This is a genomic window from Sagittula stellata E-37 (assembly GCF_039724765.1).
GTDB classification, from domain to species: Bacteria; Pseudomonadota; Alphaproteobacteria; order Rhodobacterales; family Rhodobacteraceae; genus Sagittula; species Sagittula stellata.
On sequence record NZ_CP155729.1, the window covers coordinates 1547990 to 1571744 of the forward strand.

Consider the following 23755-nt stretch of genomic DNA (forward strand, 5'->3'; position numbering starts at 1 on the left):
ATCCCTCGTTAGGCGTTAGTTCACGGATGCTTTCGCATCGTCTTGATCGTCGATGCCGGGGGCATCGCCAGTGGTGTCGAGCGCGGCCTGCGTCTGTTCCGGCAGGTCGATCTCGTAGAATGTATAAGACAGTGTGATGTGCTTTGTGTACTTCGCGTCGCGGTCGTCCACGATTTCCGGGTCGACGAAGAAGCTGACGGGCATTTGAACCCGCTCACCGGGCATCAGCACCTGTTCGGTGAAGCAGAAGCACTCGATCTTGTTGAAGAACCCACCCGCTTGGTAGGGGGCCACGTTGTAAGTGGCCTGGCCCGCAATCGGATGATCGGTCGGATTGTAGGCTTCGTAGAACGCCAGCCCTTCTTCGCCGATGCGGACGATCATCTCGGTCTGCATGGGCTTGAAGTCCCACGGCATGTCGCGGTCCTTCGAGGCGTCGAACTTGATCTTGATGGTCTGGTCGAGGATGTCGCGCCGGGTCGACGCCTCGGCCACCTGTGTGGTGCCGCCAAAACCGGTGACACGGCAGAACCAGTTATAGAACGGCACCGAGGCCCAGGCCATCGCACCCATGAAGAAAACGACGCCGAGCGTTTGTACAAGGGTCTTGGTCTTTGGATCAATTGCCATTGCCGTCTCCCTGAGTTGCCGCAGCCGGTTGCATCTGGAAGTCGCCCCGTTCGACCTTGACGACGGTCATCCCGAAGACAATCACGATGAATGCCCCCAGCGCCAGCCCGACGCCGATATTGCGGGACTTGCGGCGTTTGTGAAGATCGTGTTCGCGCGTGATGCTCATGACAGCACTCCAAAGCGGTCCAGCCCTGCATCCACGAGGATCGCGCCGAAATGAGCGAAGAGGTAAAGCAGGGACAGCTTGAAGAACGCCTTCTCGGCCTTGAAGTTGTCGGCCTCCGACGCGGCTTCGTCGCGGCGCCAGATGGTCCAGGCGCCCTTCAGGAACAATGCGTTCAGAACGAGAGCCGTCGCGAGGTAGACCGGTCCGCCGACCTGAGTAAAGCCCAGCCCGATAGCAAAGGCGGCCAGCAGGACAGTGTAGACAAGGATGTGGGTCCGGGTCGACTTGCGCCCGTGTGTCACGGTCAGCATCGGCACGGTGGCGTTGTCGTAGTCCATGCGGACGAAAAGCGCGAGCGCCCAGAAGTGGGGCGGCGTCCAGAGGAAGGTGAGGCAGAACATCAGCACGGAAGCGGTCGAGATCTCGCCGGTTGCGGCGGCCCAGCCGATCATCGGGGGGAAGGCCCCGGCGGCGCCGCCGATCACGATGTTCTGCGGTGTCGAGCGTTTCAGCCACATCGTGTAGATCACGACGTAGAAGAAGATGGTGAAGGCCAGCAGGGACGCGGCCAGCCAATTGGTCGCGAGGCCCAGGAAAACGACGGCAAAGACTGACAGCGTCAGGCCGATGGCCAGCGCCTCGTCGCGGGTGACCTTGCCCGAAGGGATCGGACGCTTTGCCGTGCGCTTCATTAGCGCGTCGATGTCCGAATCGTACCACATGTTCAATGCGCCGGATGCGCCGCCGCCGATGGCGATGAACAGCACCGCGCAGAAGCCGAGGAACGGGTGAATAGCCACCGGTGCGGCCAGCAGGCCGACGAAGGCGGTGAAAACGACAAGCGTCATCACACGCGGCTTGAGCAGCGCGAAATAGTCGCCGAACTGCGCTTCCTGCGCGTCGGTCCGCAGCTCGGTGCCCATCCGGGCGCGTGTCTCGAAGCTGGCGTCGCTCATGTCGGCTCCTGCCTGAAATGCCAAGGTCGGTTTGGTGCGGCGCAGGCCGGGATAGGTCCCGGCCTGCGTATCATCTTTCGGTCGCCGGAAGCGATCAGTTGGTCAGTGCCGCGCGCACGTCTGTGTACCAGCCTTCGTCCTTGGACGCGGCGAGCCATGCGTCATAGGCTTCCTGGCTGACAACCTTCACGGTGATCGGCATGTACGCGTGGGAAATTCCGCAGAGTTCGGAACACTGGCCGAAGTAGACGCCTTCGCGTTCCGGCGTGAACCACAGCTCAGCCAGGCGGCCGGGGACAGCGTCCTGCTTCACGCCGAAGGCCGGAATGGTCCAGGAGTGGATCACGTCGGCGCCGGTGACCTGCATCACGATGGTCTTGCCGACCGGCACGACCACGGCGGTGTCGGTGGCCAGCAGCCACTCGTCCTTGGTGTAGCCCGCGTCGGTCAGCATGGTCTGCACGTCGTCGGAATAGCGATTGTCGCCGCCCGTCGCGGGAGAGCCGATCATGTAGCTGTCGTAGGCCAGGTCTTCACCCACGTACTCGTACCCCCAGTACCACTGGTAACCGGTGACCTTAATGGTGATGTCGCCGTCCGGGATTTCCTGCTGCTTGAACAGCACCGGAAGGGAGAAGGCGCCGATGAACACGAGGATCACGATTGGCCCGATGGTCCACGCGATCTCCAGCGGAGAGTTGTGCGTGAAGGTGCCGGGCGTCTTGTTGGCCTTCTGGTTGTAGCGCACCACGATGTACGCAAGCAGGGCGACGACCAGCAGGCAGATCGCGGTGATGATCACAAGGATCATGCCGTCGAGCCATTGCAGGTCACGCGCCAGTTCCGTGGAGGCCGGCTGGAAACCCATGCCACCCTGGTGCGGGCGGCCCACAACGGGCAGGTCCTGCGCCAAGGCCGGCGCGGCGACAAAGGCGCTGAGAAGGCCCGTCATCATCGTCTTGAAGGTCATATGTCACCCTGATCGATTCGAGTTGTGCACGGGCCCGCCGACCCGGAATGACTTGATATACATGCAAAAAGGAAGCGCAGGCTGGCGCCCGTCCTCCTCCGCGGCATACCGTTGCGTTCTGGCGGTCTAGAAACCATATTCTTTCCACCCGTGAAAGCTTTGAGCTTGCGGCAAAGCGCCGCTTTACTTGATCCAGATCAATCCAGAGGTCCATATGTCCGACGCACTTTTCCGCCCTTTCAAGACGCATCTGGACCTCGATCGCACCGTGACGCTGGTAAAGGAGGCCCTTTCGGGCGCCGAGGACGGCGAACTTTTCCTTGAGCGGAGGCGCTCGGAATCGCTTGTTCTGGATGACGGGCGCCTCAAGACGGCAAGCTACGACGCCTCCGAAGGATTCGGCCTGCGCGCGGTGAAAGGCGAGGTGGCCGGTTACGCCCATGCCACGGAGATCAGCGAATCCTCTCTCAAACGTGCGGCCGAAACGGCGCGGCTCGCGGTGGGTGATGGCGGCGGCGTCATGGCCGCGCCGCCTGCGGGCACGAACCGCACGCTTTACACCGACGCCGACCCGATTGCCGGGGCGAGCTTTCCGGTGAAGGTGGACACCCTGAAGGAGATCGACGCCTTCGCCCGTGGTCTCGACCGTCGCGTTGTGCAGGTGACGGCCAGCATCGCCGCCTCATTGCAGGAGGTCGCGATTCTCCGCCCCGAGGGGGGGCTCGTGACCGACGTGCGCCCGATGACCCGCGTGAACGTCTCGGTGATCGTCGAGCAGGACGGGCGGCGGGAGGCCGGGACTGCCGGCGGTGGCGGTCGGGTCACGCTTGAGGGCCTGCTGGAACCCATCGAATGGCAATCGAAGGCGCGCGAGGCGCTGCGCATCGCGCTCGTCAACCTGGAGGCGGAGCCCGCGCCGGCGGGTGTCATGGACATTGTCCTCGGCCCCGGCTGGCCCGGCATCCTGCTGCACGAGGCCATCGGGCACGGGCTCGAAGGCGACGCCAATCGCAAGGGCACATCCGTCTTCGCGGGCCTGATGGGCCAGCAGATCGCGTCGAAGGGCGTGACCGTGCTGGACGACGGCACCATCCCGGACCGGCGCGGGTCGATCACGGTGGACGACGAAGGCACCCCTTCGGGCAAGAACGTCCTGATCGAGGACGGCAAGCTGGTCGGTTTCATGCAGGACCGCCAGAACGCGCGACTGATGGGCGTGACGCCCACCGGCAACGGCCGCCGCGAGAGCTATGCGCATATCCCGATGCCCCGCATGACCAACACCTACATGCTGGGCGGCGACGCCGATCCGCGGGACATCGTGCGCGACCTGAAAGACGGGATCTGGGCGGTGGGCTTCGGTGGCGGACAGGTCGACGTGACCAACGGCAAGTTCGTCTTTTCCTGCACGGAGGCCTATCGCGTGAAGGACGGGAAGGTCGGGCGTCCGGTGAAGGGGGCCACCCTGATCGGCGACGGCGCCTCCGCGCTTCAGCAGATCCGCGCGCTCGGCAACGACATGGCGCTGGACCCGGGCATGGGCAATTGCGGCAAGCAGGGTCAATGGGTTCCGGTCGGCGTCGGGCAGCCCACGGTGATGATCGGTGGCCTGACGGTCGGCGGTGCGGGTGCCTGACGCGCAGCACAATCCGCTCTGGTGGCATCCCGTGAAGGCCCTGGCCATCCGACCGACGCTGCGGCAGCACGGTTTGGCCATTCTGGCGACGCTCGCCACCACCTTGGGCGCCGGCATCTCGGTCGTCACGCTGGCGTTCATGGTGGAGGCAGTCTCGACCTCAGCGGCCGGGGCCATGATCCTCGTCGGATACGTCCTGATCTTTTCGGTCGCGTTCACCTGGATCGGACACCTCGCAGGGGCCTTCGTCCTACACGCGGCCCTGATCCGCGGCCTCGGCGGCTGGGGTTTGGCGATGCTTGGCGGCTTTTTCATCGGAGCGGTGCTCAGACCGGTTGTCGGCACGGGGCTGACCGTGGGGCTGGGTCCGTTTCTGGCAGTGCTGCAGCTCGCTCTGCTGCGTGCGATTGTCGGGCGCAATACGCAGGCCCTGCCGCGCCGCGGCACATCGGCGTGAAACGCCCGAAAGGCGCGGCACCGAATGGCAGTGCAGCACGCGCATTTCTCTCGCCAGAGTTTACCTGCAATTAACCACCCTCAAGCTATGGATGAAGGTGCAAGACGGCGGGGACAGGATGCGCGACGATAGCTACTCTTCCACTCACCCCCCACTCCCACCCACCACGGAAGATGCTCGTGTGGACTGGCTCCGCCTCTTGCGCTCACGCCGCGTCGGCGTGGCAACCTTCTGGCGGCTTCTGGGCGAACACGGCTCGGCCCGCGCGGCGCTCGAAGCGTTGCCCGAAGTGGCCAGGGCCGCGGGGGTAGAGCGTTACACGATATGCCCCGAGAATGTGATTCTTGCAGAGATGAAGGCCGCACGGATGTCCGGGGCACGCCTGATCCTGAGGGGCGATACGGATTATCCCAAGGACCTGGCGGACCTCTCCGACGCGCCCCCGGCGTTGTGGGTGAAGGGCGACGCGCGCGTGCTGAATCGGCCGATGGTGGCCCTTGTCGGCGCACGCAATGCGTCATCGCTGGGATTGCGAATGGCGCGCAGCCTTGCCGAAGGCCTGGGAGAGGCGGGCTATTGCGTGGTCTCCGGTCTGGCGCGCGGCATAGATGCGGCGGCGCACCACGCCGCGCTCAAGACCGGCACGGTCGCCGTCCTGGCCGGTGGCGTCGATGTGCTTTATCCCGCTGAAAACGCGGGGCTGGCCGACGATATCGTCACCTGTCACGGCGCGCGGATCAGCGAACAGCCGATGGGCATGCAGCCGCTCGCCCGCCACTTCCCCATGCGCAACCGCATCGTTTCGGGGCTGGCCCGTGCCGTCGTCATCGTGGAGGCAGCGGCGAAATCCGGATCGCTGATCACGGCGCGTGGCGCGCTCGACCAGGGCAGGGAGGTGTTGGCGGTGCCGGGCCACCCGCTGGACGCCCGCGCGGCGGGCTGCAACATGATGATCCGCGACGGCGCGCACCTCGTACGGCATGTCGAAGATGTCCTGCAGGCCCTGCCGCCGCTGGAAAAAGAGGGCCCTGCACAGCCGCAACTTGGCCTGCCGGATCCAGAGGGCGCCGCCGTCGACGCTGTGAAAGCGCCGGAGCCCGAAACGCGGACCCTGCGCCAGACGGCGGACCTGCACACGCGTATCCTCGACCGGCTCGGGCCGTCGCCGCTGGCGGAGGACCAGTTGATCCGTGACCTTGGCGCGGCCTCGTCCCATGTCTCGCCCGCGCTCACCGATCTCGAACTGGAAGGGCGCATCCGCCGTCAGCCGGGCGGTTTCCTCTCGCTTGTGCCCCGCTGAGTCAGCACGCCTCCGGGATCACGCTTTTCCAGTCGCTGCAGTAGGGGTCCCCAAACCACCATGCGTCCGTCGCCCCGATGGCCCAGTGGACCGCGACCCAGGTGTTGCCCGAGCGCCGGAACAGAGCCTGCATCGCCGGTCCGTCGAACTCGAAGATGTCGCGGCTGTGTCCCGGGATGAGATCGGCGGGTGTCATGGCGCGCCCGTCCTTGCGCAGCGGTTCCAGCATGGCGAAGGCGACATCGCCATCCACCCGAAGCTCGTCGACGCGGAACACCAGCGGTGCGCCGAAGATCCATTCGGCATGGGGGCGCATCGCGTCCATCAGGTCGGCGCGCAGGGCGGTACCGATCCGAGGGGTTTCCCAGGCGCCTAGGGGCAGGGGCAGCAGGGTCAGGCAGAGGGCGAGGAATCGCATGTCCGGGGCTCCGTTTCGTGGCGTTCAGCCTACGCCCGAACACCGCCGACACAAGCGCGGCTCATCCGCCCGCATTGACAATTACCCCTTGCACCCCACATCTAGCGCCGCGATACGCCGCCCGGAAAGCAGCCGCGCGAGGCCGCCAAGAAACCAGGAGAGGTAGCAGTCCCAGATGCCCGTCGTCGTCGTCGAATCGCCCGCCAAGGCCAAGACAATCAACAAGTATCTGGGATCCGACTACACGGTTCTGGCTTCATACGGTCACGTGAGGGACCTGCCTCCGAAAGACGGATCGGTCGATACCGACCATGATTTCGAGATGAAGTGGGAGGTCGCGAACGATTCGCGCAAGCACGTCGCCGCCATCGCCGAAGCTTTGAAGACCGACGACAAGCTGATCCTCGCAACCGACCCCGACAGAGAGGGGGAGGCGATCTCGTGGCACCTGAAGGAGGCGCTGACCAAGCGCCGGTCGATCAAGAAGACGACCGAGGTCAGCCGGGTCACCTTCAACGCGATCACCAAGGCGGCCGTCACCGAAGCGATGAAGAACCCCCGCGACATCGACGCACCGCTGGTGGAGGCTTATCTGGCGCGCCGTGCGCTCGATTACCTCGTGGGTTTCAACCTGTCGCCGGTGCTGTGGCGCAAGCTGCCCGGCGCACGGTCGGCGGGACGTGTGCAATCCGTCTGCCTCCGTCTGATCGTCGAGCGGGAGATGGAGATCGAGGCGTTCAATCCGCGCGAATACTGGCAGGTGAAGGCGCAACTGGCCACGCCGCGCGGCCAGACGTTCGAGGCGCGGCTCGTCAGTCTCGCCGGCAAGAAGCTCGACCGCTACGATCTGGAAAACGTCACGCAGGCCGAGATGGCTGTGGATGCCGTGGCCAAGCGCGCCCTGAAGGTCCTGAGCGTCGAGGCGAAGCCTGCGTCGCGCAATCCGTCGGCGCCGTTCATGACCTCGACCCTCCAGCAGGAGGCGAGCCGCAAGTTCGGCATGGGCGCCAAGGCGGCGATGAATGCGGCGCAGCGGCTCTACGAGGCCGGCCATATCACGTACATGCGGACAGACGGGATCGACATGGCGCCGGAGGCGGTGTCAGCCTGCCGCGATGCCATCGCCGATCGTTACGGCAAGGACTACGTGCCGTCCTCGCCGCGCGTTTACAAGAACAAGGCGAAGAACGCGCAGGAAGCGCACGAGTGCATCCGCCCCACCGACATGACGAAGGATGCCGAAAGCCTGCGCCTCTCCGAATCCGACCAGCGCAAACTGTATGATCTGATCTGGAAGCGCACGCTTGCCTGCCAGATGGAAGCGGCGCGACTGGAAAGAACTACGGTGGAGATCGGCTCTGACGACGGTCAGGTCGGCCTTCGGGCCACCGGTCAGGTGGTGCTCTTCGACGGCTTCCTGAAGGTCTACGAGGAAGGCCGCGACGAGCCGGCCGAAGATGACGACAAGCGCCTGCCGCAAATCATGCAGGGCGATCCGGCGAAGTTCGAAGCCGGCGCCATGAAGTCCGAGCATGCGAAGGCGATGGAGAAGGGCACGGACCGTGGCAAGCCCGCCGTTCTGTCCGGTGACGGCGCGACGTTGGGCACGCAGAGCTTCACCAACCCGCCGCCGCGATACACCGAGGCGACGCTGGTCAAGAAGATGGAAGAACTGGGCATCGGGCGTCCGTCCACCTATGCCTCTGTCATCACGACGATTCAGGACCGCGAATACGTCCGCAAGGAACAGAACCGCCTGTTCCCCGAGGACAAGGGCCGGATCGTGACGATCTTCCTGCTGAACTTCTTCAAGCGCTATGTGGAGTACGATTTCACCGCCGCGCTGGAGGATGAGCTGGATCAGGTCAGCGCGGGCGCCGAGGACTACAAGGAACTTCTGGCGAAGTTCTGGCGCGATTTCAGTGCGGCCATTGCCGAAACCTCCGACCTCCGGATTTCGGAGGTGCTGGACGTGCTGGACGAGGCGCTTGCGCCCCAGCTCTATCCGCCGCGCGATGACGGCAGCGATCCGCGCATCTGTCCGAAGTGCGGGCAAGGGCGTCTGCACCTGAAGACATCGCGCACCGGCGGCTTCGTCGGTTGCGGCAACTATCCCGAATGCACCTACACCCGCCCCATCGCGGGAGAGGGGGCCGAGGGCGAGGAAAAGCTGCTGGGCGAGGACCAGGGCGACGAGATCTGGCTGAAGGCGGGCCGCTTCGGCCCCTATGTACAGCGCGGAGAGCCCACGCCCGAGAACAAGAAGCCGCCGCGTGCCTCCCTGCCCAAGAAAGGCGGCGCCTATCTTCCCGGCTGGGACCCGGCGGACATGACGCTGGAAAAGGCGCTTACGTTGCTGACCATGCCGCGCGAGGTGGGGATGCACCCCGATGGCGGCGTCGTCAGTGCGAACCTCGGGCGCTTCGGCCCCTACATCATGCACCAGCTGCCCGATGAGGAAAAACCGGTCTACGTCAACCTCAAGGAATTCCAGGAGGTCTTCGAGATCGGGATGAACCACGCGGTCGAGTTGCTGGCGCAGAAGCGGGCAAACCCCGGGCGCGGGCGGCAGACTGCCAAGGCGCTGCGCGAGATGGGCGAACATCCCGATGGTGGCAAGATCTCGATCATGGAAGGCCGCTACGGTCCTTACGTGAAATGGGAGAAGGTGAACGCCACCTTGCCGAAAGACGTGGAACCTGCGGATGTGACCATGGAAACGGTTCTGGAGCTGATCGCCGCGAAGGCGAAGAAGAAGCCGGCGAAGAAGGCCGCGTCCAAGTCGACCGCCAAGAAGACCACGGCCAAGAAACCTGCGGCCAAAAAGCCCGCGAAGAAGGACTGACGGGCCGGAAAAGGAGGCGGAAACCTGCCTCCAACCCCCTGATCTGTTGCGCAAAAGCAATCACATTCGCGGTAAAGAATGTGTGATTTCCAATAGCGTACACCCGCCTCCATGTTGCCCGTATCGAAACAGGCAACAAGGAGGGCCACCTTCATGACGAAGTCGAGCATCACCCGTCGCGCGCTGCTGAACTCGGGTCTTGTGGCAGGGGCCGCGGCGCTGATCGTCCCGGCCACGGCACGAGCGGCAGACGTGCGGCGCAACGTATCCAGCTTTGTGATGCAGGACTGGCGCGACCACTTCTCGGAGATCGGGAAAGGCTGCATCGTCTGCGATACCGAAAGCCGCGCGCTGCACTACTGGGCGGCCGATGGCGTCGACTATCGCATCTACCCGACCTCCGTCCCGAAGTCCGATGAGCTGACAAAGCGCGGCTACACCGAGATCGTGCGCAAGAAGGTCGGTCCCTCATGGACACCCACCGCCAGCCAGATGGAACGTTTCCCCGACTGGAAGCCGGTTGCGGGCGGTGCGCCGGACAATCCGCTTGGCACACATGCGATGTACCTGAGCTGGCCCGCCTACCTGATCCACGGCACCCACGACACGCGCAAGATCGGGCGCAGGTCGTCCGACGGCTGCATCGGCCTGTACAACGAGAAGATCGCCGAACTGTTCGAGATCACGCCCATCGGCACGCAGGTCCGCCTGATCTGAGCGGGCCTGCTCTTTTTCGCTCCGTCTTCCGAACCGCCCCGACAATGCAGGCGTTGGTCCAAGGTGCGCATCGCGCGGGCTTCCTTGTGAAGCCCGCGCCGGGACGCCCACCGAACCAGAGGAGGACATTTCATGACACGACTAATCCTGACGACGGCCATGGCAGCGATGCTTGCATCGGGGGCCATGGCCGAAAGCCATGGGGCCGGGATGGACCAGCCGGGGCAGACCGCTTCGGCCGACCTGATCAACACCGACAACGAGAGCATCGGCACGGCCACCCTGACCGACGGTCCGGCGGGCGTGCTGATCCATGTCCGCGTCGAAGGGCTGACCCCGGGCAAACACGGTCTGCACCTGCACGCGGTCGGCACATGTGAGCCGTCCGAGGGCTTTACGACGGCAACGGGCCACGTCGGCAAGGTGGAGGGCGGCCATGGGCTCCTGAACCCCGCGGGCCCGGAGCCGGGCGACCTGCCGAACATTTTCGTGGGCGAGGACGGCATCGGCGAGATGGAGGCCTATTCCACGCTGGTCGACGTGGCCTCACTGCTGGACGAGGATGGTTCGACCTTCATCATCCACGCACAGGGCGACGACCACATGTCCCAACCCATTGGCGGGGCGGGCGACCGTGTTGCCTGCGGTGTCATCAAGGGGCAGTGACCAATGCAGGGGGCGGTCTGTCGGGCCGCCCCCTCCGAGTTGGGGCGCTACCATGGCTCCGCCGCGTTGACTCTCTGCTGCAGAGCGGCGACAACCTGCTTCATTACCGCACAGGAGGGGTGTTTCATGAAGAAGGTATACGGTTCGGCGTCCGAAGCGCTGGACGGCCTGTTAAGTGACGGCATGCTGGTCGCCGCGGGCGGATTCGGTCTTTGCGGCATTCCCGAGCTATTGATCGACGCCTTGGTGGAAAGCGGCGTGAAGGACCTGACGGTCGCGTCGAACAACGCGGGCGTCGACGATTTCGGTCTGGGCAAACTTCTGGCGACCCGGCAGATCAAGAAGATGATGTCGTCCTACGTGGGCGAGAACAAGGAGTTCATGCGCCAGTACCTCGGCGGTGAGCTTGAGCTGGAGTTCAACCCGCAGGGCACCCTGGCCGAGCGCATGCGCGCCGGCGGCGCAGGTATCCCGGGCTTCTATACCAAGACCGGCGTCGGCACGCAGATTGCCGAAGGCAAGGAAGTGAAGACCTTCGACGGCGAGGACTACATCCTCGAACGCGGGATCTTTGCCGACCTGTCCATCGTGAAGGCGTGGAAGGCCGACGACACGGGCAACCTCGTGTTCCGCAAGACGGCCCGCAACTTCAACCCGCCGGCCGCCATGTGCGGCAAGGTTTGCGTGGTCGAAGTGGAAGAGATCGTGCCGCGTGGCTCGCTCGACCCGGATCACATCCACCTGCCCGGCATTTACGTGCACCGGATCATCCAGGGTGAACACGAGAAACGGATCGAACAGCGCACGACGCGCAAGCGGGAGGAAGCGTAATGCCCTGGGATCGTAACCAGATGGCCGCACGCGCGGCGGAAGAACTCGAAGACGGCATGTATGTGAACCTCGGCATCGGCATCCCGACGCTGGTGGCGAACTACGTGGGTGACAAGGACATCACGCTCCAGTCGGAAAACGGCATGCTGGGCATGGGTCCGTTCCCCTTCGAGGGCGAAGAGGATCCGGACCTGATCAACGCGGGCAAGCAGACGATCACGGAACTGGCGCGGACGTCCTACTTCGACAGCGCCATGTCCTTCGGCATGATCCGCGGCGGCAAGATCGCGGCGGCGATCCTTGGCGCGATGGAAGTGGCCGAAAACGGCGACCTCGCGAACTGGATGATCCCCGGCAAGCTGGTGAAAGGCATGGGCGGCGCGATGGACCTCGTGGCCGGTGTCGGCAAGGTCATCGTGGTGATGGATCACCAGAACAAGGCGGGCGAGTCCAAGGTGCTGAAGGAATGCACCCTGCCGCTGACCGGCAAAGGCGTGGTGAACCGCATCATCACCAACCTCGGCGTGCTCGACGTGGTCGAGGGCGGTCTGAGGATTGTCGAATGTGCGGACGGCGTGACCGAGGACGACATCCGCGCCGCAACCGACGCGACCCTCGTCTGATTTCATATCTACCGCAAGGTGGGGCGGCCCTGTCCGGGGCCGCCCTTTTTTGTTGCCCGATCGGGAAGAAACCTCGCCTCCGCCGCGCGCCGGGGGACGGATTGCCTTGACCTCGCACCCGCGGCACTAGGTCTTCCTGCGCTGAGTGCGCCATGCGGCCCGGGACGACGGGCTCGGCGGCAGCGCGGTTTCGGAACGTTGAGCAGAACAAGAACAAGGAGCTCTAAATGAGGGTTCACATTCGGCAGGCCCTTATATCCTGCCTTGTCGCCTTACTCGCAGTCCTTGCCATACCGGCTTCCCTCCATGCCCAAGACGCCACCGCCACAACCGGCGCTGTCAGCGGGGTCGAGGCGCTCTCTCCCGAACAGGCCAAGGCTCTGGCCGATCTTCTGGCTGATGACGCCACCCGCGGCGCTCTGATCGATGCCCTGAACCGGACCGGAGAGCCGGCGGACAAGTCCGGCAAGGCGTCCGGAGAAACCGTGACCGAAGCGGTGACGGCCGCGGTGGAAAGTGAGGCGACGGCACCGGGCGAGACGTCCTTCAGCCGCCGCATCGCTGCCGCCACACAGGATACGGCGGAGAGCGTCGCTGGCAGTCTGGCACGGTTCTGGCGGGGGTTCAGCCGGGCGCCCGAAACGCTGGGCACTGCCTTGTCGATCGACCCAGGCATTATCCTGACATCTCTGCGCGACCTTGCGCTGGTGATCGTCGCGACGGTCCTGCTCTACAATGTCCTGCGGTGGATCGCGAAACGGCTGTTCCGCCGGATGGGCACCGTGGCCGGGGATGCCGGCCCTGCACAAACCATGCTGATCATCGTCTCCTCCGTCGTCATCGATGCGATCGTGGTCATGATCGCCTGGGGGGCCGGCTACGCCCTTGCGCTTGCGGCCTTCGGCGACACTGGGCAGATCGGTATCCGGCAAACGATGTACCTGAACGCCTTCCTGATCGTAGAGATGCTGAAGGTTCTGATCCGCGCCGTGATGTCGCCCACCACCTCGCAACTGCGCACGGTGAACGTCCCGGACAAGGGCGCGCGCTACATTGCTCGGGCGCTGACGTTCCTCGTCAGCCTGCTGGGCTACGGCCAGCTTCTGGTGGTTCCGATCATCAATCAGAACGTCAACTTCACCACCGGACGTGGCGTATCCACGCTCATTTCGGCCGTGGCCGTCGCGATTCTGATCTGGATGGTCATCAAGTGGCGCAGGGTCGTCGCGGACTGGTTGCTGGGTGACCGCAGGCTAAGCGAGGGGCGCGGGCTTCTGAAGTTCGTCGCACGCAACTGGCACCTTCCGGCGCTGGTCTACCTGATTTTCGTGATGGCCATCGTCCTGGCGCGTCCGGGCGGTATCCTGTTCCCGCTCCTTGGCACGTCCGCCAAGGTGCTGGGAGCCATCGTGCTGGGTTTCATCGCCTCTAACATCGTGAGCCGCGCCATCATGCGCGGCGTAAGGGTGCCGACCGGCGTGTCGCAAAGGCTGCCTCTGCTGGAGCGCCGCCTGAACGCCTTCGTGCCGCGCGTGCTGACGATCCTCAAGGTCGCGATCCTGCTGGCCGTCATTCTGTTCACGCTCCATACCGTTGGGGTGCTTGACGTCCAAGGCTGGATGGAAAGTCAGATCGGCGTGCGCACGACCGCTGTCGTCCTGCGCGTCGTGGTCATCCTGACGGTGTCCTTCATGATTTGGCTGGCGGTCAACTCGTGGGTGGACTTCCGTTTGAACCCCGAGTTCGGGTCGGTGCCGACGGCACGCGAACGCACGCTTCTGGCTCTGTTGCGCAACGCCGTGACCATCGTGTTGGTGGTCATCACGCTGATGTTCGTTCTGTCGGAGATCGGCATCGATATCGCGCCGCTCATCGCCTCGGCTGGGGTGCTCGGCCTTGCCATCGGTTTCGGTGCGCAGAAGCTGGTTCAGGACATCATCACGGGCGTCTTCATCCAGCTTGAAAACGCGATGAACGTGGGTGACGTGGTGACGGTCGGTGGAACCACCGGCACCGTCGAGCGTCTGACGATCCGCTCCGTCAGCCTGCGCGACCTGCACGGGGCCTTCCACATCATCCCGTTTTCTTCGGTGGACATGGTGACGAACTACATGCGGGAGTTTGCCTTCTGTGTGGCGGACATGGGCATCGCCTATCGCGAGGATATCGGCGAGGCCAAGCAGGCGATGTTCGACGGGTTCGAGGAACTGCGCACCAATCCCGAGTGGGGGCAGCACATCCTGGAGGATCTGCAATGGTTCGGCCTGAACAGTTTCGGTGCCAGCGAAGTCGTGGTGCGTGCCCGCATCAAGACCGTGCCGGGCCAGCAGTGGGGCATCGGACGCGCCTACAACGAGATCCTGAAACGGATCTTCGACGAGCGCGGTATCGAAATCCCGTTCCCGCACCAGACCATCTACTTCGGAGAGGACAAGGAGGGGCGTGCGCCTGCGGCACCGGTGCGCATGACCATCGAACAGTCGCCGAAGTCCGGTCCTGCGCCGTCAGGCGGCACGGCGGGGCGGCAGGATACACTGGACGGCTCGATAAACACGTCACCAGACGACGAACCGCCGGGCGACCGCTGAGGCGATCCCTCTCACCGTGTCAAAACGCACGGGGGATGGCTGTTCCGGCAAGGATGAAAACGGGAAACGCCCGCGCGAAGGGTCGCGCGGGCGTTTTCATGTCGTGATGCAAACCGGGATTTGGCCTCTGCTCTGCACCGTCGTAGGGGCAGCCGGCCACTTCTTTCGGGACGCGGAAACGACTGCGCCTCCCTGCAGGCCGCACGAGGTAATCCCGGCACACAGGAAGGCGCATAAAGAAGGGGCGGGCTCCTAAGAACCCGCCCCAGGATTTTGCGCCTGAATGGGAGGAGAGGGCGCAAAAAACCGGTCCTTGGCCCCTGAAGGGCCCAGGAATTACTTTGCCGCTTCGGTGACTTTCTTGGTCGCCGCGGTCATTTCGTCGGTTGCCTTCTTGGCAGCCGCGGTCATGTCCTCGGAGAAGTCCTTGCCTGCGGCCATCATCAGCTCGACGGTGTCCATCTGAACCTTCTTCGCGATTTCGGCGAAGGTTGCCATGTGCTCGGCTGCGGCTTCGGCCTGGGAGGCTGCGAAGTCGGTCATTGCCTTGGCGTAGTCGGCCGGCTCTTCCTTGGCGGAAGACAGCTCGGCGATCTTGGACAGGGTTTCCTTGGTCCAAGATGCAGACAGCTCGGTCGACTTCTCGGCTGCTTCCAGAGCCACTGCGGAGAGCTTCTCGCTCATCGTCGCGGTGGTCTTGAAGGCGTCTTCCATTGCCTTGGTGTCAACCGGGAACGAACCCATCATGTCTTTCATCATAGCGGTGAAGTCTTGAGTCTGTGCCATTGTATTCCTCGTCATCTCTGTATTGCTCTGCGGGCCCGCCCCGCGTCTCTGCAACTGAGAAGAATATGCATGCTGCAGCGCAGCATTTCAAGTGTTTTTCTGCGCCGCAGCAAAAATTCGTTCAACTCATTGAATTTGTTTCGCCGCTTTCATCTTCACATAAGTGCCCGGGGCAGGGGCGAGGACCTCGTAGCCAGAATCACCCGGAACGCGTGCGTCCACCTTTTTCCCGGCGCGTTTCTTCAGCCATGCTTCCCAATGCGGCCACCAGGATCCGGTGTGGTGATCGGCGTTGGCCTTCCAGTCATCGAAGGACAGGCTCAGGTCGTCGTTGAGGTAATGACCGTACTTGTCCTTGCCCGGAGGGTTCACGATGCCGGCGATATGGCCGGATTGTCCCAGCACGAAATGCTTGTTCTTCGACCCCATCATCTGCACGCCGCGATAAACGTCGCGCGCAGCCGCGATGTGGTCCGTTTCGGTCGCGATGGACATCAGGGGCACGTCCACGTCGGCCACCGACAGCTTCTCGCCGAACAGTTCGTACTCGCCCATGGCGAACTCATTGCGCTGGCAGAGCGCGCGCAGGTACTGGCGGAACATCTTGCCCGGCAGGTTCGCGCCGTCGCCGTTCCAGTAGAGCAGGTCGAAAGCCGGAGGCGTTTCGCCCATCATGTAGGACTTGATCGCCGGTCCGTAGATCAGGTCGTTCGACCGCAGGAAAGAAAAGGTCCGCGCCATGATGAAATGCGGCAGCATTCCTTCCTGGTCGATCTCCTGCTCGATCCCATCGGCAAAGTCGTTCTGCAGGAAGGGGGTGAACTCTCCCTGGTCGCTGAAGTCTGTCAGGGCGGTGAAGAAGGTCGCCGACTTTATCGACTTGTTCCCGCGTTTCTTCATCAGGGACAACGTTAGCGACAGCGTCGTGCCGGCGATGCAGTAGCCGACGGCGTTGACCTTGTCGACGTCGCAGATGTCCTTGGCGATGTCCATCGCCTTAAGGAACCCTTCCTCGATGTACTCTTCCATCCCGACGTCGCGGTAGCGGCCGTCCGGGTTGATCCAGCTGACCACGAAGAGCGTGTAGCCCTGGTCGACGACCCAGCGGATGAAGGAGTTCTGCGGTTTCAGGTCAAGGATGTAGAACTTGTTGATCCACGGCGGGAACAGCACGATCGGGGTCTCGTGCACCTGATCGGTGGTCGGGCTGTACTGGATCAGCTCCATCATGCGGTTGCGATAGACCACCTCGCCTTTGGCGGTGGCGATGTTCTCGCCGATCTGGAATGCGCTCTCGTCGACCAGCCGCACAAGCATCTCGCCGTTGTTGGCCTCCAGGTCCGCAACGAGGTTCTCCAGCCCCTTCACGAGGCTCTCGCCCTCCGTCTCCACCGCTTTCATCAGGGCATCGGGATTGGTCGCAAGAAAGTTGGTCGGGGCGAACATGTCGATGATCTGCTGGCTGAAGTAGCGCAGGCGCTTCTTCTCCTTGGGGTCCATGTCGTCGATCGACTCGACCGCGTCGCGGATCGCGTCCGCGTTGATGAGGTACTGCTGTTTGACGTAATTGAAGTAGGGATGCTTGTCCCACAAAGGGTTCTTGAACCGCTTGTCGCTGGGGCCGGGGTCTTCCGGCGCGGAGAGCTTTCCCGAAGCGAGCGCCTGCTGCGCCTCGACGAAGTGCGTGACGGTCTTCCCCCAGAAGCCCACCTGCTGCTCGATCAGCTTGGCGGGGTTGGTCACCCATTCCTGCATGTAGGCCTGTGCGGCCTTGACGTACAGGGAACTGTCCGGCCCGTTCAGTGCGTCCGGGGTGGGATGGCGCCGTGTCAAAGCGGCCACCATGCGCTTCGACAGCTCTTCGACCTTCTTGAGGTTCTCTTCGAGCCGTTCTCTATCTTTCCCTGCGGCAACAGTGTTCGTTGTCATTTAAGGAATTCCCCCCTATCTTCGCGAACGCAGAAATACCGTCGCCGGGGTCGGGGGGCAAAGCGACGAAATGGCTCGGGTCCGACCGCCGACGTGGTTGCGTCGACCCCCATGATAATAGGAGTGGCTGTCATGCGCTACATGGCGACGTACGATCTGATGGAAACGATGCGCAATACCAGCCAATGGCTTGGGGCCACGGCGCGCACGATGGCATCCTACCCAGCGATGGCGCTGACCCCGAATCCGATGATCCAGTGGATGGCCGCATGGGGCGAGGTGACCGAGCGCACCTACGAACGCATGGTGGTCAAGCCTGACTGGGGCATCCGCACCTTCACCTGCGAAGACGGCAAGGATCACCTCGTCGACATCCGCAACGTCGTGGAAAAGCCGTTCGGCAACCTGATCCACTTCGACGTTTCCGGACGCGAGGAGCAGCCGCGCAAGATCCTGCTGGTCGCGCCGATGTCCGGCCACTACGCCACGCTCGTGCGGTCCACGGTGAAGTCGCTGCTGGTCAACTGCGAAGTCTATGTCACCGACTGGCACAACGCGCGCGACATCCCGGTGAGCTGCGGCAAGTTCGACGTGGAGGATTACACCCTCTACCTGATGGATTTCATGCGCCACCTCGGCCCGGACACCCACGTCATCGCCGTGTGTCAGCCCGCGCCGCTGACGCTGGCCGCGACGGCCTACCTGGCCGAGATCGACCCGGACGCGCAGCCGCGCACGCTGACCCTGATCGGCGGACCGATCGACCCTGACGCTACGCCGACCGACGTGACCGACTTCGGCCGCCGCGTGACCATGGGCCAGCTCGAAGAGACGATGATCCAGCGCGTGGGCTTCAAACACAAGGGCGTGGGCCGCCTGGTTTACCCGGGTCTTCTGCAACTGAGTTCCTTCGTCAGCATGAACGCGGACCGGCACGTCAAGGCGTTCCAGGACCAGATCCTGCGCGTGGCCAAGGGGCAGGCGTCGGACCACGACGCCCACAACCGGTTCTACGACGAATACCTCGCCGTGATGGACATGCCGGCGGAATTCTACCTTTCGACGGTGGAGCGGATCTTCAAGAACCGCGAGATCGCCAAGAACGAGTTCGTGGTGAACGGCCACAAGGTCGATATCGGCAAGATCACCAGCGTTGCGGTCAAGACGGTCGAAGGTTCGAAAGACGACATTTCCGCTCCCGGCCAGTGTGTCGCGGCGCTCGACCTCTGCACGGGTCTGCCGGCGTCCAAGAAGGCAAGCCATCTGGAGCCGGGCGCGGGCCACTACGGGATTTTCGCGGGCAAGAGCTGGCGCAACAACATCCGTCCTCTGGTGCTCGACTTCATCGACGCCAACTCTGGGACCCCGGAACAGGCCGACTCCAAGGTCGTCAATCTCTGACGGTTTTTGTGGGGGCTTCAGGACAGGCGCGCCGCGACGGCGCGCCTTTTTTTGTTGGGCCAACTGGCGCAGGAAGCCACCGGCGGCGCTCGATGCCGAGCGGGGACGGCTTTTGTTAGCGCTGTCAAAGGCCGCCGTATTCCACCAGCGTGTGCACATCCATCCCCAGCGCCTCAAGTCGCTTCCGCCCACCAAGGTCCGGCAGATCGACGATGAATGCGCAGCCGATGATCTCTCCGCCAAGGCGTTCCACCAACTTGATACCTGCCTCCGCCGTGCCGCCCGTGGCGAGCAGGTCGTCCACCAGCAGGATCTTCTCGCCGGCCTCGATGGCATCGTCATGCACTTCGACCACCGCTTCGCCGTATTCGAGCTGGTATTCTTCCGAAATCACCGCGCCGGGCAGCTTGCCCTTTTTTCGGACCGGCACGAACCCGGCTGACAGCTGATGCGCGACGGCGCCGCCAAGGATGAATCCCCTCGCCTCCAGGCCTACGACCTTGTCGAACCGCACACCGGCATAGGGAAGAAGAAGCTGGTCGATGGCCATCCGGAACCCGCGCGGATCGACGAACAACGTCGTGACGTCCCGGAACATGATCCCCTCGTGCGGGAAATCGACGATGGTGCGGATATAATCCTTGATCTCGCGACGGGGTGGCATGCGGCCTCCGGAAAAGAAAAAACCGCCCCCAGCGGTAACGCGGGGGCGGCTGTGCCGCAAGCGTGTTGCCGTGAGTGGCGGGAAAGCTCAGCGCAAGCGGGTCCAGGACGCGTAAAGGGCGCGCTTGAACCAGCTCAATTGCGGGCGGCGGCCGTCGAGACTGTCGTGCATGAAGATGGACTTGGCATGAAAAGGGCTCATCGGTATACCTCGGTTTTATAGTTTATTGCTGTAATTTGTATATACAATGTATTAACGAAAGATCAATGGCGGAGCCAGGGAAGACCGAGTTGGGCAAGGACGAAAAGAAGAAGGCCAAAGGCAAGGACGCCCAACTGGTGCTGCGACTGGACCGCGAGGACAGGGACGATTTCATCGCCCTCTGCAAGGAGATGGACACATCCGCATCGCGCGAGGTGCGGCGCTTCATCCGGGACTTCCTGAAACGCAATGGCTAGGCGCGGCAAGGTGTAGGGCGGGGCTTTGCGCCGCCACCCCCACCGTCTGCCGTCAGGCCCGGCGCAGGGTCGCTGTCAGGACGCCCATGCCGATCAGCGTCGCTCCCCCGGCACGTGTTATCCAGGTCAGTGCGGCGGGCTTTGCGATCCAACGTCTCAACCGGTCGGCTGCCAGTGCATAGGCCAGCGCATTCAGGGTCGCCAGCGTCACGAAGGTGGCGATCAGGATGGCGAATTGCGGCAGCAACGCCCGACCGGGATCCAGGAACTGCGGCACGAAGGCCACGAAGAACGCGATGCTCTTCGGGTTCAGCGCCGTCACCGCCGCGTTGTGCAGATAGACCGACCGGGCGGAGACTTCTGCGCGCGGCAGGGACAGCCCCTCGGCGGGTGCCGACCGTATCAGCTTGATGCCAAGCCACACGAGGTAGACCGCGCCCACCCACTTCAGCAGGGTAAACAGCGCGGCAGAGGTCGCGACCAGCGCGCCCAAACCGGCCAACGAGGCCGACATCGCCACGAAATCACCGGTGGCGACACCGGCGGCAGAGGCCACCGCGACAGACCGGCCCTTCGACAAGGCGTAGGACAGGACCAGCAGGACGGTCGGCCCCGGTATCAGCAGCAGCGCCGTCGAGGCCGCGACGAAGGTGAGCCAAATTGACAGGTCCATGGTCTTACTCCGGTGGATAATGTCTGCGCAGGGCCATCACGTCCTGCGCCGACAGTTGCTTGGTGTCGTTGCTGTCCTGCGAGAAGATCGAGACGCCTTCATACACGGGGTTGCGGATGTCGGTCAGCAGCCCCAACGCCTGCGTCACCTCTTCCAGCATGGCGGATTCGTAGTGCTGGATGTGCAGCCGCGTCCCGAACAGGATCGTGGCCCGCAGGATGGTCTTCGTATCGCTGCGCGACCAGACGATGACCCGCGCGCCCGTGACCGTGGTGCCGTCCGCGCCGTCTATCCCGGTCCGCGCCAGAGGCTTGCTGCCGTCGGTGTCGAGAAAGTGTATGCTGATGTCTGCCTCGGCCCCAGGTACCACCTCTTCGACCCGGATGCCCGCGCCCGCCGCGTTTATATACTTCACTGCACGGGCCAGTGCCGCCTCTGCGCGTTTGGTCTTGCCGCCCAGGAACGCACGGTCCATCGAGGCGATCCGGACACGCACGGGGCGTTCGGCGTTCCAGTGCAGCATCGGTTTGCCGCAGCGATCTCCCGGCGGGGCGGCACAGGCCACTAGCCGGTAGAAATCCTCGTCTGACAGCCATCCGTCGGATTCCACGTAGTCCTTTGCGGCGGTGGCCGCAGTTGCGGTAAGCGCGGCCAGAACGAGGCCGCAAAAGGCGGGACGCATGGGCAGGCGGCTCACTTCTGCGGATTGGTGTTTTCGATCATCTTGTATGCGACGCGGTAGAGATAGGTCGACGGCGGCGCCTGCCTGCATTCGTTCAGCGTGGCCTCGTAGATCTTCAGCCCGCCGACGTTCTCGACAATGTCGGTAAAGCCCTTCTCCCGTTCCGTCGTCGCCCGGGTCCATACGCCCAGCACCCAGCCTGCCAACTGGCCCTTCAGACTTTCGTCCGTGCCATGGAAGGTCTCCAGCACCTTGGCACAGGTCCAGCCACCAGCGCCCATGACGTAGCTGTCGGTCGAACTGAATGTGACCTGCGCCGATAGCGGCGACGCGCATGTCACGATCAGGGCGAGGGCAACAAGGCGCATCACGGGTCTCCTTCGTGCCGAAGTCTAGCGCCGGGGACGCGCGCGGGGCAAGCCCGACGGCAACCGCTACGCCCCTCAGAGCATCCGTCCCGCCACTGCGTCGAGCTTCGACAGCAACGCAGGGTCGCGCTTGTCGGGGGCGGTCATGATGGCGAACTCCAGCGCGCGGTCGCACCCATGCGGGCAGGGCGCGCGGTCTTCCCCCAGAAGGGCAGGCAGGCGGCGCACCATCTCGCGCCCCTTGTCGGCGTTGCCGGTCAGGGTGGCGATGATCTCGGTGATTTCAACTGCGCCGTGGTCCGGGTGCCAGCTGTCGTAATCCGTGACCATGGCGATGGAGGCATAGCAAAGCTCCGCCTCGCGGGCGAGCTTGGCCTCGGGCATGTTGGTCATGCCGATCACGTCGCATCCCCACGCGCGGTACATCTTCGATTCCGCCATGGATGAGAACTGCGGCCCCTCCATGGCAAGGTATGTGCCGCCCTTGTGGATAGTGATGCCCGCATCCTTTGCGGCGGTATAGCAGGCGTCGCCCAGCCTGGGGCAGGTGGGATGCGCGACCGAGACATGCGCTACGCATCCGGAGCCGAAAAAGGATTTCTCGCGCGCGAAGGTGCGGTCGATGAAGTCGTCGACCACCACGAAATGGCCCGGTGCGTATTCCTCGCGGAAGGACCCGCAGGCAGAGACAGAGATCACGTCCGTTGCCCCAAGCCGCTTCAGCGCGTCAATGTTGGCGCGATAGGGCACCGTGGTCGGTGAGTGGACGTGCCCGCGCCCGTGACGCGGCAGGAAGGCCATATTCACCCCGTCCAGCCGCCCGGTCAGGATCTCGTCCGACGGCGTCCCCCAAGGACTTTCGACCGCCTGCCAGCGGGCGTCTTCGAGGCCGTCGATCTCGTAAATTCCCGAGCCGCCGATCACGGCGATCATGGTCTCTGTCATTGGGCTCTCCTGGCTGTTCATCGGGCGTCTCGCGGGCAGTTAGCCATGGCCAAGGCATGGCTGCAACAGCGGATCGGCGAAGCTGCACGCATGGCGCTGACACCGGTGTGGGTCGGTCAGTTCTTTGAAATCAACGCCTTGCGGCGCACGGGAGCTTCGGAAAGGTATGGCTTCTGCAAAATCGAGAATAATTTCCGAAACAGGGAAATGTGCCTTTGAACCTGCCATCCGATCCGGGTCAGGCGTAGATGTCCAACCCGCCCTTGATGAGTAGCACGACGGAGAGGATCAGGAGGAATATCTCAATCACGATCCGGTAGGTGCGTTCCGGTAGGTGGGCGGTCAGCCAGCGGCCGCCGTAGGTCCCTATCATCCCGGTGACGCAGAGCGCCGCAACAAGCCCCCAGCGCAGCCCTTCGAACTGGCCGATGGACCAGTAGGCGGGCAGCTTCACGAGGTTGCCGATGGCGAAAGAGATGGCGACGGTGCCGGCGAACTCCAGCTTCGGCAGGCGTTGCGGCAGCAGGAAGGCCTGCACGGGCGGCGCGCCGGAATGGGTGATGAAACTCGCGATGCCCGTTATCGTGCCCCAAAAGACGCCCGGCGCGACGTCCGCGCTGGTTGGTTCCGGCGTCTCCTTTTGCCGCAGCGCCCGTCCCCAGGTGCGGGCGATGTACCAAAGGCCGATCAGCCCGGTGAAGATCAGCAGCGCCCGTTCCGGTGTGTAGGGCGTGATGACCGTGGCGATGGCCACACCCAAAAGGATCGACGGAACCAGGATGGCGACGTTCCGACGGGAGTAATCCTTGCGATAGAGCCATACGCCGATCCAGTCGGTGGCCACGAAGACCGGCAACAGGGTCGCCGCCGCCGTGACCGGGTTCATGAACAGCGAAAGCATCGGCACCGCGATGGCCGCGGCAGAGGCGAGCCCGCCCTTGGAAAAGCCGACGATCAGCGCTGCGACCAGGAGAAGAGAGGTTTCGAGCACGGGTTTTCCTTCTTGGCAGAGACCCGGATTGGCGGAGACCCGGAGGCCGTTG

General features: G+C 63.8%; 25 protein-coding genes. 12 read left to right on the plus strand and 13 right to left on the minus strand.

The features are described 5' to 3' along the window. Window positions 1-15: 15 nt before the first annotated feature. From ABFK29_RS07375 to coxB, 4 genes are all read right to left on the minus strand, one after another. Window positions 16-630 (minus strand): cytochrome c oxidase assembly protein, encoded by a 615-nt coding sequence (locus ABFK29_RS07375; protein WP_005856574.1) that lies wholly within the window; start codon window positions 628-630, stop codon window positions 16-18. Beyond that, on the minus strand, window positions 620-799 hold the full coding sequence (locus tag ABFK29_RS07380; RefSeq protein ID WP_005856576.1) for a hypothetical protein: 180 nt from the start codon (window positions 797-799) through the stop codon (window positions 620-622). Before ABFK29_RS07380 ends, ABFK29_RS07375 begins: the two co-directional genes overlap by 11 nt. Then, a complete protein-coding gene (cyoE, locus tag ABFK29_RS07385) occupies window positions 796-1755 on the minus strand; it encodes a heme o synthase (RefSeq protein WP_005856578.1) in 960 nt (319 codons plus the stop codon). Before cyoE ends, ABFK29_RS07380 begins: the two co-directional genes overlap by 4 nt. Before the next feature lie 94 nt (window positions 1756-1849). Beyond that, window positions 1850-2725: a cytochrome c oxidase subunit II gene (gene coxB / locus ABFK29_RS07390; protein ID WP_005856580.1), complete on the minus strand. Its 876-nt coding sequence runs from the start codon at window positions 2723-2725 to the stop codon at window positions 1850-1852. A 214-nt stretch (window positions 2726-2939) separates the two neighbouring features. Here coxB and tldD point away from each other — a divergent pair, with 214 nt between their 5' ends. The 3 genes from tldD (at window position 2940) to dprA (ending at window position 6118) form a co-directional block, all read left to right on the plus strand. After that, window positions 2940-4361 (plus strand): metalloprotease TldD, encoded by a 1422-nt coding sequence (gene tldD, locus ABFK29_RS07395; RefSeq protein ID WP_040604245.1) that lies wholly within the window; start codon window positions 2940-2942, stop codon window positions 4359-4361. Next, the gene (locus tag ABFK29_RS07400) at window positions 4354-4818 is read left to right on the plus strand and encodes a hypothetical protein (RefSeq protein WP_157136416.1); all 465 of its coding nucleotides are present in this window, start codon (window positions 4354-4356) and stop codon (window positions 4816-4818) included. Before tldD ends, ABFK29_RS07400 begins: the two co-directional genes overlap by 8 nt. A 118-nt stretch (window positions 4819-4936) precedes the next feature. Further along, the gene (dprA, locus tag ABFK29_RS07405; protein ID WP_083803427.1) at window positions 4937-6118 is read left to right on the plus strand and encodes a DNA-processing protein DprA; all 1182 of its coding nucleotides are present in this window, start codon (window positions 4937-4939) and stop codon (window positions 6116-6118) included. Between the two features lies 1 nt (window position 6119). On the opposite strand, the gene ABFK29_RS07410 is transcribed toward dprA, so the two are convergent. Further along, window positions 6120-6536: a hypothetical protein gene (locus tag ABFK29_RS07410; protein WP_005856587.1), complete on the minus strand. Its 417-nt coding sequence runs from the start codon at window positions 6534-6536 to the stop codon at window positions 6120-6122. Between the two features lie 175 nt (window positions 6537-6711). On the opposite strand from ABFK29_RS07410, the gene topA reads away from it, so the two are divergent. From topA to ABFK29_RS07440, 6 genes are all read left to right on the plus strand, one after another. After that, window positions 6712-9381 (plus strand): type I DNA topoisomerase, encoded by a 2670-nt coding sequence (gene topA / locus ABFK29_RS07415; protein ID WP_005856589.1) that lies wholly within the window; start codon window positions 6712-6714, stop codon window positions 9379-9381. A 153-nt stretch (window positions 9382-9534) separates the two neighbouring features. Continuing rightward, window positions 9535-10098, plus strand: coding sequence for a L,D-transpeptidase (locus tag ABFK29_RS07420; protein WP_005856592.1), 564 nt, complete (start codon window positions 9535-9537; stop codon window positions 10096-10098). A gap of 132 nt (window positions 10099-10230) precedes the next feature. Next, complete coding sequence (locus ABFK29_RS07425; protein ID WP_040604246.1) at window positions 10231-10764, plus strand: superoxide dismutase family protein; 534 nt, start codon at window positions 10231-10233, stop codon at window positions 10762-10764. Window positions 10765-10890: 126 nt separating this feature from the next. Further along, window positions 10891-11595 carry a CoA transferase subunit A gene (locus ABFK29_RS07430; RefSeq protein WP_005856596.1) on the plus strand — a complete coding sequence of 235 codons (705 nt, stop codon included), beginning with the start codon at window positions 10891-10893 and terminating at the stop codon, window positions 11593-11595. Then, the gene (locus ABFK29_RS07435; protein WP_005856598.1) at window positions 11595-12218 is read left to right on the plus strand and encodes a CoA transferase subunit B; all 624 of its coding nucleotides are present in this window, start codon (window positions 11595-11597) and stop codon (window positions 12216-12218) included. Before ABFK29_RS07430 ends, ABFK29_RS07435 begins: the two co-directional genes overlap by 1 nt. Before the next feature lie 227 nt (window positions 12219-12445). Then, entirely contained in the window at window positions 12446-14806 is a 2361-nt protein-coding gene (locus tag ABFK29_RS07440; RefSeq protein ID WP_005856602.1) for a mechanosensitive ion channel domain-containing protein, read from the plus strand. Window positions 14807-15142: 336 nt separating this feature from the next. Here the strand turns inward: ABFK29_RS07440 and ABFK29_RS07445 are convergent, their stop codons facing one another. Then, window positions 15143-15592: a phasin family protein gene (locus ABFK29_RS07445; RefSeq protein WP_040604247.1), complete on the minus strand. Its 450-nt coding sequence runs from the start codon at window positions 15590-15592 to the stop codon at window positions 15143-15145. A 126-nt stretch (window positions 15593-15718) separates the two neighbouring features. Next, complete coding sequence (locus tag ABFK29_RS07450) at window positions 15719-17521, minus strand: PHA/PHB synthase family protein (RefSeq protein ID WP_005856605.1); 1803 nt, start codon at window positions 17519-17521, stop codon at window positions 15719-15721. 132 nt (window positions 17522-17653) lie between these two features. On the opposite strand from ABFK29_RS07450, the gene phaZ reads away from it, so the two are divergent. Further along, window positions 17654-18922, plus strand: coding sequence for a polyhydroxyalkanoate depolymerase (gene phaZ / locus ABFK29_RS07455; RefSeq protein ID WP_005856607.1), 1269 nt, complete (start codon window positions 17654-17656; stop codon window positions 18920-18922). Window positions 18923-19046: 124 nt separating this feature from the next. Here the strand turns inward: phaZ and ABFK29_RS07460 are convergent, their stop codons facing one another. Then, window positions 19047-19586: an adenine phosphoribosyltransferase gene (locus ABFK29_RS07460; RefSeq protein WP_005856608.1), complete on the minus strand. Its 540-nt coding sequence runs from the start codon at window positions 19584-19586 to the stop codon at window positions 19047-19049. Between the two features lie 266 nt (window positions 19587-19852). Here ABFK29_RS07460 and ABFK29_RS07465 point away from each other — a divergent pair, with 266 nt between their 5' ends. Further along, window positions 19853-20044 (plus strand): hypothetical protein, encoded by a 192-nt coding sequence (locus ABFK29_RS07465; RefSeq protein ID WP_005856610.1) that lies wholly within the window; start codon window positions 19853-19855, stop codon window positions 20042-20044. Between the two features lie 52 nt (window positions 20045-20096). On the opposite strand, the gene ABFK29_RS07470 is transcribed toward ABFK29_RS07465, so the two are convergent. From ABFK29_RS07470 to ABFK29_RS07485, 4 genes are all read right to left on the minus strand, one after another. Beyond that, window positions 20097-20717 carry a LysE family translocator gene (locus tag ABFK29_RS07470; protein WP_005856612.1) on the minus strand — a complete coding sequence of 207 codons (621 nt, stop codon included), beginning with the start codon at window positions 20715-20717 and terminating at the stop codon, window positions 20097-20099. Between the two features lie 4 nt (window positions 20718-20721). Beyond that, window positions 20722-21399 (minus strand): DUF2927 domain-containing protein, encoded by a 678-nt coding sequence (locus ABFK29_RS07475; RefSeq protein ID WP_005856614.1) that lies wholly within the window; start codon window positions 21397-21399, stop codon window positions 20722-20724. A gap of 11 nt (window positions 21400-21410) precedes the next feature. After that, the gene (locus ABFK29_RS07480; RefSeq protein ID WP_005856616.1) at window positions 21411-21767 is read right to left on the minus strand and encodes a hypothetical protein; all 357 of its coding nucleotides are present in this window, start codon (window positions 21765-21767) and stop codon (window positions 21411-21413) included. A 75-nt stretch (window positions 21768-21842) separates the two neighbouring features. Next, complete coding sequence (locus ABFK29_RS07485; protein WP_005856618.1) at window positions 21843-22712, minus strand: S-methyl-5'-thioadenosine phosphorylase; 870 nt, start codon at window positions 22710-22712, stop codon at window positions 21843-21845. Window positions 22713-22757: 45 nt separating this feature from the next. Here ABFK29_RS07485 and ABFK29_RS07490 point away from each other — a divergent pair, with 45 nt between their 5' ends. Beyond that, window positions 22758-22931, plus strand: a complete 174-nt coding sequence (locus ABFK29_RS07490; protein ID WP_005856620.1) for a hypothetical protein — start codon at window positions 22758-22760, stop codon at window positions 22929-22931. Window positions 22932-22950: 19 nt separating this feature from the next. Here ABFK29_RS07490 and ABFK29_RS07495 read toward each other — a convergent pair whose 3' ends face one another. Then, window positions 22951-23703 (minus strand): sulfite exporter TauE/SafE family protein, encoded by a 753-nt coding sequence (locus tag ABFK29_RS07495; protein WP_040604248.1) that lies wholly within the window; start codon window positions 23701-23703, stop codon window positions 22951-22953. Window positions 23704-23755: the final 52 nt, after the last annotated feature.